We start from the raw sequence: 12391 nt of genomic DNA, 5'->3' as shown, positions 1-12391 counted from the left end.
AGGGTGCACAATGTGCACCTTATTTAGAATTATTGTAGAGATGCGATATCGCGTCTCTACTTTTTTGTATGGGTATGAGACTCTATGGGGAATAAAAATCACAAAAAAGCTCTTCGTTCGTTGAACAAGCGGATTGCAGAACATGAAGAAAAGATTAGACTGGAATATGAGAAGGATTTTCCCGATGAAGGCTTAATCCGGCAATGGGAAAGTGAAATTCGAGCTTTTGAGAAAGGAATTCAGCAAGCTTTAAAACGATTGGGTAAATAAAGATGCAAGTTAGCGATCGGACAATTTCTGTAACTAATTATACACTGAGAACGTTAATTGATGAATTGGGTACTGAGTGTCAAAATGTGATTACTTTAATCCATCAGCTTCAGTTACCTGATTTGAGCGATCGACAAAAAGGTGAAATTCTAGCAGAGTTCATGAGTGCTGCAATCCATCTCAACGTTCACTGCGGAGAGGATTTTCAGACGCTAGTTGCTGAGGAAATGACAAAATTGTCGGATGAGGATGAAGAGGATTAAGGAGACGCGGGCGATCGCACATTAGGAAAAAGCCCTCCTGTCAACTCACCGAAGAGCTAAAAAACCTTATAAATAAGGGCTAAAATCCTTACTACAAACTTATGAAGCGGGACTTTTGAACTCTTGTTTAATATTTCAGTTTAGCTGCGTACTCACAATAATCTTTTGCACGCGATCGCCCTTAATTTCCAAAATCAAATTAGAAGCCTTTTGGTCATTGCTGTAAGTCAACCGAGTCGCTCCACCCTGAACAGATTGCGACCCATAACCGTAAGTTTTAACAACTTTTTGGCTGTTATCTCCTACCTTCACACCATCAATTGTCACGAACTTGGGCTTGGTAGCAGAAATCAAATAAACTTTGCCCTCCCATGCAGCTACCGTCAATCCTGAGTAGGTTAGCGTGCGAATCTTGCCGCCGATGCCAGGTCCAGCAGGTTTAGTTTCGTCGCGCTGCGGTTTTCCCAACTTGCGTTTTGCCTCTTCTACAGCCATCCCCAACCGAACGCCGCCAATCCCCAGGCGCGAATAGTTCAGCGCGGCCGGCTTTTGTGTCGCACTGAGCATTCTTTCTAGAGTCGCAACAGTTTGATTCATAGCGGGAACAGGACGAACTAAAGCAGCAAATCCTAAGCTCGAAATTGCGAGATTCATCATGATGCCAGCGAGGGCTGTTGTCACAAATATTTTTACCATTTTTTTATAGCTTTATTTGGCAATGTATTCGTGCGATCGCCCGCTCGATCCGGATTGATACTAATAGGACTTACACCCACACTCCTGGACGCACTGCGCTGCTCTGAAACCGATTTTTTTTACCAAAACTACACACAGAAACCCGGTTTTTACCATAAATCTTAGGTTTAACAGTGAGGTTTTCAGCCAGAAACCGGGTTTCTAGGGCAACCTAGGTAAGTCCTGACTAATATTTTTTAAGCTTTGAAAACCGCCAATTTCGGGCGAACCGAATTTGCTTCCGCACAAGCTTGCGTCCGCCTGCCGGGACTAAAAGAAAGAATAAAAGAGGTAAATCAGCGGAAATTGCTGTGATATCCTAACAAAAGCCATATCTCGATAAAATTAGCAATTTAGATGACCGCAACAGATTCTACTAAACACCAAAAATCCAAAGCCCTCAAACCGGGTAGCCGCCGCCCCGCTAAAGAACTTTGCAGCGAGTGCGGTTTGTGCGACACATATTACATTCATTATGTCAAGGAATCTTGTGCTTTCTTAACACAGCATATCGCGGAATTAGAAGAAGAGATTCACGGGCGATCGCGCAATCTCGACAATCCCGACGATTGGTATTTCGGAGTCAGTCAAAACATGATGGCGGCTCGGAAAAAAGAGCCGATCGAGGGCGCTCAGTGGACGGGAATCGTCAGCACAATTGCGATTGAAATGCTCGAAAAAGGAATTGTAGAAGGCGTTGTTTGCGTTCAAAATACTAAGGAAGACCGCTTTCAGCCGATGCCGATTATTGCTAAAAACCGAGCCGAAATTCTGGCAGCAAAAGTAAACAAACCAACCCTCTCTCCCAATCTTTCAGTATTAGAACAAATCGAACAATCAGGGATGAAGCGGTTGTTAGTAATTGGCGTCGGCTGTCAAATTCAAGCCTTGCGAACAGTCGAGAAAAAACTCGGTTTAGAAAAGCTCTACGTTTTGGGAACTCCCTGTGTCGATAATGTCAGCCGTGCAGGCTTGCAGAAATTCCTAGACACGACTAGCCGCTCTCCTGAAACGGTGGTTTCTTACGAGTTTATGCAAGACTTTAACGTTCACTTCAAACACGAAGATGGTTCAGAAGAAAAAGTGCCGTTTTTCGGGCTGAATACTAAGGAATTGAAAGATGTTTTTGCTCCTTCTTGTTTGAGCTGTTTTGATTATGTGAATTCTTTAGCTGATTTAGTTGTGGGCTACATGGGCGCACCCTTTGGCTGGCAGTGGATTGTAGTGCGAAATGACACGGGGCAAGAGATGTTAGATTTGGTAACGGATCAGCTTAACACTCAGCCCGTAATGTCTAAGGGAAACCGAAAAGAAGCCGTTCAGCAAAGCATTCCGGCTTATGAGAAAGGAGTGACATTGCCGATGTGGGCGGCGAAGTTAATGGGAGTTTTTATTGAGAGAATTGGGCCAAAGGGCTTGGAATATGCTCGGTTTTCAATTGATTCTCATTTCACTCGCAATTATCTGTACGTGAAGCGCAATTATCCTGAGAAATTAGAGGCTCATGTGCCGGAATATGCTAAGCGGATTGTGGGGCAGTATAAGTTACCAGATGTGTAAACTTGTAGGGTGCGTCAGTCAAAAGTTGTTGGATTATTGAAAAAATAACGCTGACTGACGCACCCTACTACTGAAGCATAGCAAAAGATAAAAAATAAATGCTATTAGGAAAAATAGAATTATGGAATCGCAGAACGTTAACTAGACTGGCTATCCTTAGTACGATATTAATTAGTCTGATTAGTGGGATATGGTTGAGTATGATTGCAATGCCAGGGAAAAGCTACAGCGGGACAATTCCCCCTTTAACAGCACAGGAAATATCGCTCCGAGATGCTTTACAGCGCGATGTGGAAAAGCTCTCTGGTGAAATCGGAGAGCGCAACTTTATACAATATCAAAAACTTGGAGAAGCTGCTGACTTTCTCGAAGCATCTTTTCAATCGGCTGGCTATAAAGTTGAACGACAAGGATATAAAATTGATGATAAATTTTATTATAACATAGAAGTGGAGATTCCAGGGGGGAAAAAGGCAGATGAAATAGTTGTAATTGGGGCACATTATGATTCTGTGGTGGGGAGTCCAGGGGCAAATGATAACGCAACTGGGGCCGCGGGAGTGCTGGCTTTAGCGAGAATGTTTGCAGGTAAAAAGCCTGAAAAGACTGTGCGTTTTGTTGAGTTTGTGAATGAGGAACCGCCTTTTTTCTGGACTGCTGATATGGGGAGTTTGGTTTATGCCAAAAGATGCAGAGAGCGTAATGAAAAAATTGTTTCGATGCTCAGTTTAGAAACAATTGGTTATTACTCAGATGCCAAAAACAGCCAGAAATATCCAGCACCCTTAAACCTGTTTTATCCTACATCAGGAAATTTTATCGGATTTATTGGCAATACATCCTCAAGTAAACTGGTTAGAGAGGCGATCGCATCTTTCCGCCGCCATGCTGAATTTCCCTCGGAAGGTGCAGCAATTCCGGGTGGCATTCCTGGTGTTGGTTGGTCTGATCAATGGTCTTTTTGGCAACATGGTTATCCAGGGCTGATGGTTACAGATACTGCTCCCTATCGCTATCCTTACTATCACACGGCGCAAGATACACCCGATAAGGTGGATTGGGAACGGACGGCGAAGGTGATAGCTGGATTGGAGAAAGTTGTGGCAGATTTGGTGGGAGTTGCTGGGGGGGTGACAAAGAGGCTTAGGATATAGACCGAATAAGGGTTGCAGCCCTCAGACCTTGTTCATAAAAGCGACGTTTAGAAGGAGTTAACTTCATTAACTGTTGCACCTCCAAAGCATATTTTTCTAGATAATCAACCCACTTTTCGGCATCTACGCCAACACCAAATGTACTCCGTCTACGGTATTTTTTCTTGGGTTCTGTGCGACGAGATACATATTTTTGTACCTGCTTTTTTTTCAATTCAGTGCCTTGAAATATTGCCGAACTGTAGGCAAGCGTCATCAGGAGAATCATATTAATAAGTCTGTTTCCTTTGAGCGTCGTCCCTTCAAGATCGTAGCCTCCTTTTTTACTGTCTCGAAACATTTCTTCAATGCCCATCCGCTGCTTATAAGCATTGATTGCTGCTGGCAATGAACCTAAATCCGTGAGAATAAACCAAGCTTCTTTAACGTGAGATTTCCCATAATTTCTTTTCCATTTACAAGCAAGCTCAAATCCGGTGGCAGGTTGAGTTTTTCTCACTCTTTTTCCTTGAACATACAAAGATGTTCCTGGTACTATTCCTAATTCATCTAACCGTTGCCAAATTAAATGTTCCATTTCGATACAATGATTCTTTTTTAGTCTCAAGCAAAACGACACACCCTTTGATTTAAGCCAGTTTCCTAAATCAACAGAACAAAATTCACGGTCTCCTAAAACGATAACTTTATATTCTGAAAATAATGGTAAAATTTTCTCTAAATTTGTAGTTTGTGACTCCAAGTTACTGTTTCCTAATTTTGGCAACAGCGACCAGTATAATGGAATTGCTCTTTTTTCCCAGATTAGGCTAACCATAAAAAGATTAATGCGCCCCCATTGACTGCGGTCAATTGCGATTGATAAACGAGTACCAACACGACAATAAGTTGTCAACCAATAAGTAATTAATGGGAACCAGATTAATGAAATAGTTAAGTTTGGCAAATCCAAAAATCTTTGTAACTTACGTCGCCGACTTTCGCTGGTAATTAGAGAGGGAAATACGCGGGAGAGCCGTTCTAATCGGATTTGTTTTTCGGATTGTATCACGGGTAACAAGATTTCAATCAGCTTAAACTGAGCTAACGTTAGTTTTTTTTCTAAATGAATGCGGTAGAATGTTGGTATCATTATTTTTGGGATAGGCAAGCGTATAACAATTTTGCTGCCTATCTTTTTTTAGCACACAGTGGCTCAATCCTTACTCCCTCTTTGTTTCAGCCTGGTTGTCACCCCCCCAGTGACGCACCTAAAAATTAGTATAAGTTGCTGAGTGAGGTGATTAAGAGAGTTTGTAATAGATGTTTTGCTGGGACACGGTATTGCCGTGTCTTTGTTGTATAAATTTGGGAAAATTAGAGGTAAAAGATTAGGAAACTTATAGTTGTACAGAAACACATGAATTTACAAAAATTGATAGTAGTTACTTGTTGTGCGATCGTCCTAGCATCCTGTGGAAATAGACCTTCCGAGTTAGCCACAGATCCGCAACCGGGAAACAATAGACCTTCCGGGTTCGTCTCAGAACCGCAACCGAAAAAAAGTGGACGAACATTTGCCGATTGGTGTCGCCAAAAAGCTGATTTGAGTCTTGAAGCTAAACATACTGTTGAGGTGCTGTTGCAGCAAGCAGGGACTACTGAGTGCGAGGCGGCTAATCAGACACTTTCGAGTCTCCGGGCACTCGTCCTCCGCGACCATCAAATCAGTGACATCAAACCGCTAGAATCCTTGACTAACCTGACGGAGCTCTTCCTCGACTACAATCAAATCAGCGACATCAAACCGCTAGAATCCTTGACTAACCTGAATTCGCTCTACCTCGGCGACAATCAAATCAGCGATATCAAACCGCTACAATCCTTGACTAACCTGAATTCGCTCAACCTCAGCGACAATAAAATCAGCGACATCAAACCGCTAGAATCCTTGACTAACCTGACACAGCTCTGGCTCGAAAACAATAAAATCAGCGACATCAAACCGCTAGAATCCTTGACTAACCTGACTGAGATCGGGCTCAACAACAATAAAATCAGCGACATCAAACCGCTAGAATCCTTGACTAAACTGACTGAGATCGGGCTCAACAACAATAAAATCAGCGACATCAAACCGCTAGAATCCTTGACTAAACTGACTAAGCTCTACCTCGAAAACAATAAAATCAGCGACATCAAACCGCTAGAATCCTTGACTAACCTGTATGTGCTCTCCCTCAGCGGAAATCCGATCGCTCCCAAAACTTGCCCACTCAAGCCAGAGTCTATCTGTAACTGGGAACCCCGAAATTAAATGCTCAAACTTGGCAGTTGGGAAAATTAGAGGTACAAGATTATGACACTTATAGTTGCACACAAACACATTAATTTACCAAAGTCGATCGCACTTACTTGTTGTGCGATCCTAGCATTATCTGGAAATGGACTGTCTGCCAAGGCTGCAGAAACGCGATCGGTAAACAAAACATTTGCTGAATGGTGTCGCGAAAAAGATTCTTTGAGTCCTGAAGCTAAACATACTGTTGGTATGCTGTTAAAAATAGCAGGAACTACTGAGTGCGATGAGGCCGATCGCCAACTTTCTAGTATCACAGGAATTAGCTTTACGAAGGAAGGAATCAGCGACATCACACCGTTAGCATCCTTAACTAACCTGAAGACTCTCCGGCTCATCAACTGTTCTATCAGCGACATCACACCGCTAGCATCCTTAACTAACCTGACTTTTCTCAACCTCAGCAGCAATCAGATCGTTGACATCAAACCGCTAGCATCCTTGGTTAACCTGAAACTGCTCAACATCGGTAACAATCAGATCCGCGACATCAAACCGCTAGCATCCTTGACTAACCTGAGTGAAATCGTCCTCATCGAAAATCAGATCGATGACATCAAACCGCTAGCATCCTTGACTAACCTGAAAGGGCTTTTCCTCCGCAGCAATCAGATTGAGGACATCAAGCCACTAGCATCTTTGACTAACCTGGCTGGGCTCGACCTCAGCAGCAATCAAATTAGTGACATCCAACCGCTAGCATCTTTGATGAAACTGACCATCTTCGACCTCAGCAGCAATCAGATTAGTGACATCAAATCACTAGCATCCTTGACTAACCTGGAAGGGATTAACCTCAGCTCCAATCAAATCGGTGATATCAAACCGCTAGCATCCTTGACTAACCTGGAAGGGCTATCACTTAACAAGAATGAGATCGCTGACCTTAAACCGCTAGAATTATTGACTAAACTAGAGACTCTCTGGCTCAACAACAATAAAATCGTTGATATCAAACCGCTAGCATCCTTGACTAAGCTGACTTTACTCTCACTCGAAAACAATCAAATCAGGGACATCAAACCGCTCGAATCTTTGACTAAACTGACTGAACTCTACCTCAGCGAAAATCCGATCGCTCCCAAAACTTGCCCTCTAAAGCCAGAGTCTATCTGTAAGTGGGAACCACAAACTCAACCATAAAACTTTACTGTTCGGAAAATTATAGGTACAAAATTATGACACAAATCACCCTAATTATTATTTGAAAGTCCGCGGAGGCGGACTTAGTTTTTGTTACTGCGATTTCAATCGCCTGGATATTTTTGCAATAAGTCTATTTAATCACTTAGGATTAACAACAAACTGACTGACAATAAACGGTTTTTGATTGATAATCGCAGTGGGATTAGCATCAAGCTGAGACTGCGTGTAAGGTTCAATACCATAAGTTGTGACCTGCAACTGCTGACTCTCAGGAGCAATTTCAAACTCATTCCAGCCGTAGGTATGCACTCCTAAATACTCTCCCTGAATCAGTCTAGCGTCAATCCCAGAACCTTCCAAACCAACTGGATCGTATCCTAGCGGCGCTGTCCGAGTATCCAGAATATTGCGGACAAAAGCATCTTTTTGTTCCCTTGTCGGCAATGAATTATAGCGATCTTTTTCCGATTGGGGCAGCAAAGCGGTGGGCGTAAAAGCAACTGTTGCGGGGCCAAAGGGGGCGGCAAACGGCCCTTGCCCGATGTTCAACTGAATAGCAACAGGACTGGTCATTACATCAATAACATCTGTGGGGATTTGCGGCAGACCTGCGGCTTCTTGATAGGTGACATTATTCACGACATATCCGTGAAAATCTCCGGTAGCAAAGACCACATTTTTGATGTTATTTTCTTTGACGAAACGCAGCAAATCTGTTCGTTCAGCAGCATAACCTTCCCAGCGATCGCCTGCAACTGGAATACCAAAATTTTGAATCGGATCGCTTGACATAACAAACTTCCAAGTTATGCCATTTTGTTGAGCTTTCAGTAAGTCATTTTTCAAGTCTTGAAGTTGCGCTGCCCCTAACAGCGTGCGATTGGGCGTAAAGGCATCATTGAGAAACTTATTAACAGTAGCTTGGTCGGAAGTTTCTGGGATACTTTTCAAAGAATTATCTCGGAAAGATCGCAAGTCTAACACAAATGTAGCTGCATCACTGCCGAAGGTATTGTAACGATAAAGTTTCTGCTCATTAGCAGTGCGAGAGTCGCCCGTATTGCCATAAAAATCATTTCGCACGGGATTGTAGGCTTGAAATGCTTGTAAACCTGTGTCAAATACAGGCGTATCATTGACAAAGCCTCCCCCCGTCCCAAAAATTCCTTCTTTTTGCGGTGACTCACTAGGTGTTGCACCCCCGGCAAAATCATTCGTGAGTTCGTGGTCATCCCAGCTAGCATAGATGGTGGTGGAAGCCTGCAAATCAGCCCAGGTATTGAGGCCATAACGTTGACCGTAGACTTCATTGTGCTTGGTGCTAAACTCTTCAAAAGTTTTAGGTTGTCTGACTCCCGGCAAATCCGGCGATAGATCGTCTACATAAGCGCTGTCGCCGAGGCGAACAAAAAAGTCGAGGTTGCGTTCCGGCGCATTTGCGATCGCCGGGAAAGGAGTAAGTTGACCTTGCCAGTCGCCTGCTACCCCAAATCGTAAACCCTGGCGATTTCCCAACTCAGCAGCAGTGCGGAATTGCCCAACTGCTGAAGTGCCAGCGGCATCACGCACTCGATAAAAATATTGAGTACCAGGCTTTAAATTCGTCAGTTGAGCTTTCACGGGTACGGTAACATCGGTGATGGTATCTGTGAGAGTACCGAGATTGTTACTGAAGTTTGGATCTGTGGAGTATTCAAAGACAACATTACCCAGAACTGTGCTGCGAGTCCACAAAACCGTTGAAGTTTGGGTGGTATCTCCAGAAGCAACGCCATTTGGCAAGGTTGAGTCACCAGACTTAATAAATGGGGTGACATCTCGCCCTTCAGCAGCACCAAAATTGATAAAGTGTTCAATGCCAGTGAGTTCGTCGCGCTCAACAGCAGCAGTAATATCTGGGTTTTTTGCCAGATAATAGCTATCGTTATATAAAGGGCTAGGACTGCGGTTTTCCGATTCACCAAATTGGATGAAGTGACCAATACCAGTAATTTCATCGCGCTCGACAGCCGCAGCAACATCAAGATTTTTCCCTAGATAATAGCTGTTGTTATAGAATGGGCTAGGATTGCGGCCTTCTGATTCTCCAAAATTAATGAAGTGTTGTATTGCTGTGGTAGCTTTGCTGTTGACAGCGGTGGCAACCTCAGGGTTATTTAGGAGATAATAATTAGTATCGAATAGGGCGCTAGGGTTGCGACCCTCAAATTGACCGAATTGGGTGAAGTGTTCAAATCCGTTTTGGAAGTTCCCTTTGGCTAGAGCGGCTGCTACCTCTGGGTTTTTAGCCAGATAGTAGGTTTCCTGAAATAGAGTTTTAGCGTCTAACATAAGGAAAAATATGAAGTTTTGTTGAATGACCCTGGTGGCTCAAAATAGCCTTCACAGGATTATACAGGATTATACAGTGTCGCGATCGCGATCTTTAAGTAGAAGAAAGAACGAAGAAGGAAGAAGACTTACACAGCCAGCTTTTTAGTGGGACTTAAACATTTTCCAGCCCCTTTAAAAGCTGAAACCCTCTCTAGGGAATGGAAAGAAATCGATCACCTAAAAATGTCTGAAACCCTTGGTATAACTAGGTTAAGACCCATTATAGCTAAAAGTATTTCTCTATCTGCCTTTGAAGCCAAAATGGCTTCAGTTTTTGTCTAAGTCCCGTTAGTCATCCTTGTTTTACCTTTAATATCACCTCCGATGAAATGCGATCGCTAATTCTGGCCAAACTTCAGCGACTAAACTTCCTGAATTTGCATCAACCGCTGCTTTAACCTTGGTGCATCGCCCCGAGCGAGCACTTCACACTTCTCCAACAAAAAAGCCCGATCGCAATAATTCAACTTATCCAAACGGTGAGTCACCCACAAAGCCGTCAGCCCGCAATTTTTGACCAAACGCTGCACCGCGGGCACCAAATATCACTGAGAATCAGGATCGAGTAAAGCCGTAGGTTCCTCTAATAGTAAAATCTCGAAATGACGAGCGATCGCACTTAAATATTTGAGTTACGAAGGATAAATTTGCAATTCATCAGAAAAACCCGATCGCCCTTATTGACTAAAAGCGATCGCACACCAAAATCTTCCTACAAATCAGCAGCGTGCTGCTTCAATTCATCCAAAGAAACGTATTCCAAAGTCAAGGCGTGAGTCGCAGCCAAAACCACAGGCGGCGCCACTCCTGCATCCATTGCTTCCTTCCAGCGAGAAGCGCACAAACACCAGCAATCTCCCGGCTTCAAACCGGGGAAATTAAATTCGGGAACCGGAGTGCTCAAATCATTTCCATTCGATTTAGTGAATTGCAAAAACTCTTCTGTCAGTTGAGCACAAACAGTGTGAGCCCCAAAGTCGCCACCACCTGTATTGCATTTGCCGTCTCGATAATATCCTGTCATTGGCGAAGTGCAGCAAGTCTCTAACTTTCCGCCCAGCACATTTGTAGCTTCCGTCACCATCGCAACTCCTGAGTAAAACTCTTCGATCTAATTTTACACAAATCCTTGTTTATATATTTTTTTCCATGACAAAGTTGATGAATTGTTGTCCTCGCCGTTCTACTTCTTGTTTTTTAATCACCATAAATCCCTGGCTTTCAAAAAAAGGTCTAGCTGTAATGCTGGCTTCGGTAAATAACTTGTTAATTCCTAAGTCTTGGGCTTTTGACTCAATTTGTTTTAAAATTAGCCTGCCGACTCCTTGCCTTTGAAAAGCTTGATGACAGTAAAAGCGATCGATATGGCCGCTTGCCTCTAATTCCCCAAAACCTGCTATTTTCTCACCCTCTTCTGCTACGAAAGTAAATTTACTGCTTAAACTTTTAGTCCAAATTTCGCTATCCATATCTGCAGGTGCCCAAGCATCTACTTGTGCTTGTGTGTAATCGCGGATATTTACTTGGTGTACGGTGTCGTAAAACAGTTTTACAATTTGTTGGGTATCACCGATTTCGTAGGTTCGTACTTTCATAAAGTATCTCACTGCGATCGCTTCTTTAATATTAATTTGGGATTTGTAACCGTTTCGGAACGCGAATGGATGTTGGCTTTTACCATTTTGTCTCATTTCTTGCAGGGCGATCGGCGAAAAAATTCTTCCCTACCCCTTGACAAACTCTACTACTCTGTGTTGTAGTAAATATAACGACTGTTCGATATAGATAAATCCTACCCGCTAACCCAAAAAATCAATTTTGTAGTAGTTGCTACTATATCGCACGTTCGATATAGAATTATCAGACCAATAAATTTTAGACTTTAGATAACCTAAAATCTAAAATCTATTCACCCATGCCAAAAATAGTTGACCGCGATCGATACCGTAAAGAACTACTAAACAAATGCTTTGACATATTTGCTGAAAAAGGTTACTCATCAGTAACTATGCGGGAAATTGGGTCAGAAATCGGAGTTTCTACAGGCACCCTTTATCACTACTTCCCGAGTAAAGAAAGTTTGTTCGAGCAGTTAATTGAATACTTGAGCTATGAAGATACAAAAGAAGAAGCACTTGCTGAATTGGGAAATCCGCCAACATTAGCAGAAAAAGTTGAAAAAATGATGGATTACTTCAGTAAAAATGAAGATTACATCCTGAAAAGTCTGTTAATGATATTTGAGTTTTGCCAACAAAAAACTCGTCAAGAGATTGACAGCAATCAAGCACTTCAGGAATCGGGAAAGCGTTACGAAGAGGCACTCAGTTGCTACTTAGGTATCTCCGATCCAGCAATCGCTAGATTTATTATCTGTTATGGTGACGGTTTGCTGGTAAGAAGGTTTTATCAAGGTGAAAGAATATCTGTTGCAGAACAATGGACTTTATTAAAAGATATGTTGCTCGCTTATTTAGAGGATGTTTTAAAAGTCGAAACCAGTAAAAAATTATGCGAGTCGTCTGACCATAATACGAATCATCGCGATATAA

Annotated in this window: 12 protein-coding genes and 1 pseudogene; 7 read left to right on the top strand and 6 right to left on the bottom strand. The window is 42.8% G+C overall.

Annotated features, from left to right (window positions below; all coding sequences use genetic code 11):
* Positions 1-84: 84 nt before the first annotated feature.
* The gene (locus QUA57_RS03850) at positions 85-270 is read left to right on the top strand and encodes a hypothetical protein (protein WP_333059614.1); all 186 of its coding nucleotides are present in this window, start codon (positions 85-87) and stop codon (positions 268-270) included.
* Positions 271-272: 2 nt separating this feature from the next.
* Positions 273-533 carry a hypothetical protein gene (locus QUA57_RS03845; protein ID WP_333059613.1) on the top strand — a complete coding sequence of 87 codons (261 nt, stop codon included), beginning with the start codon at positions 273-275 and terminating at the stop codon, positions 531-533.
* Positions 534-668: 135 nt separating this feature from the next.
* Here the strand turns inward: QUA57_RS03845 and QUA57_RS03840 are convergent, their stop codons facing one another.
* Positions 669-1229 carry a hypothetical protein gene (locus QUA57_RS03840; protein ID WP_333059612.1) on the bottom strand — a complete coding sequence of 187 codons (561 nt, stop codon included), beginning with the start codon at positions 1227-1229 and terminating at the stop codon, positions 669-671.
* Between the two features lie 396 nt (positions 1230-1625).
* On the opposite strand from QUA57_RS03840, the gene QUA57_RS03835 reads away from it, so the two are divergent.
* Together QUA57_RS03835 and QUA57_RS03830 are read left to right on the top strand one after the other, a co-directional pair.
* Positions 1626-2828, top strand: a complete 1203-nt coding sequence (locus QUA57_RS03835; protein ID WP_333059611.1) for a Coenzyme F420 hydrogenase/dehydrogenase, beta subunit C-terminal domain — start codon at positions 1626-1628, stop codon at positions 2826-2828.
* 98 nt (positions 2829-2926) lie between these two features.
* The gene (locus QUA57_RS03830; RefSeq protein ID WP_333059610.1) at positions 2927-3982 is read left to right on the top strand and encodes a M28 family peptidase; all 1056 of its coding nucleotides are present in this window, start codon (positions 2927-2929) and stop codon (positions 3980-3982) included.
* Here QUA57_RS03830 and QUA57_RS03825 read toward each other — a convergent pair.
* The gene (locus tag QUA57_RS03825; protein ID WP_333059609.1) at positions 3972-5114 is read right to left on the bottom strand and encodes an IS4 family transposase; all 1143 of its coding nucleotides are present in this window, start codon (positions 5112-5114) and stop codon (positions 3972-3974) included. The two genes, QUA57_RS03830 and QUA57_RS03825, sit on opposite strands and share 11 nt — an antisense overlap.
* Before the next feature lie 267 nt (positions 5115-5381).
* On the opposite strand from QUA57_RS03825, the gene QUA57_RS03820 reads away from it, so the two are divergent.
* Both QUA57_RS03820 and QUA57_RS03815 read left to right on the top strand, forming a co-directional pair.
* A complete protein-coding gene (locus QUA57_RS03820) occupies positions 5382-6278 on the top strand; it encodes a leucine-rich repeat domain-containing protein (protein WP_333059608.1) in 897 nt (298 codons plus the stop codon).
* A 42-nt stretch (positions 6279-6320) separates the two neighbouring features.
* Positions 6321-7463, top strand: coding sequence for a leucine-rich repeat protein (locus tag QUA57_RS03815; protein ID WP_333059607.1), 1143 nt, complete (start codon positions 6321-6323; stop codon positions 7461-7463).
* Positions 7464-7604: 141 nt separating this feature from the next.
* On the opposite strand, the gene QUA57_RS03810 is transcribed toward QUA57_RS03815, so the two are convergent.
* The 4 genes and pseudogenes from QUA57_RS03810 to QUA57_RS03795 form a co-directional block, all read right to left on the bottom strand.
* Positions 7605-9797 (bottom strand): alkaline phosphatase D family protein, encoded by a 2193-nt coding sequence (locus QUA57_RS03810; RefSeq protein ID WP_333059605.1) that lies wholly within the window; start codon positions 9795-9797, stop codon positions 7605-7607.
* 404 nt (positions 9798-10201) lie between these two features.
* Positions 10202-10456 (bottom strand): annotated as a pseudogene (locus QUA57_RS03805) (ABC transporter ATP-binding protein); the annotation flags it as partial.
* Positions 10457-10551: 95 nt separating this feature from the next.
* Entirely contained in the window at positions 10552-10923 is a 372-nt protein-coding gene (locus tag QUA57_RS03800; RefSeq protein ID WP_333041417.1) for a DUF2237 domain-containing protein, read from the bottom strand.
* Between the two features lie 49 nt (positions 10924-10972).
* A complete protein-coding gene (locus tag QUA57_RS03795; protein WP_333059604.1) occupies positions 10973-11530 on the bottom strand; it encodes a GNAT family N-acetyltransferase in 558 nt (185 codons plus the stop codon).
* Positions 11531-11754: 224 nt separating this feature from the next.
* Between QUA57_RS03795 and QUA57_RS03790 the strand changes: the two genes are divergently transcribed.
* Positions 11755-12391: TetR/AcrR family transcriptional regulator (locus tag QUA57_RS03790; protein ID WP_333059601.1), on the top strand; the 637-nt coding region annotated here is incomplete at its 3' end.

It is taken from the genome of Microcoleus sp. Pol7_B2 (assembly GCF_036701035.1).
Lineage (GTDB): Bacteria > Cyanobacteriota > Cyanobacteriia > Cyanobacteriales > Microcoleaceae > Microcoleus.
The sequence above is the reverse complement of the archived record's forward strand: the minus strand, read 5'-3'. Positions and strand labels throughout refer to the sequence as shown.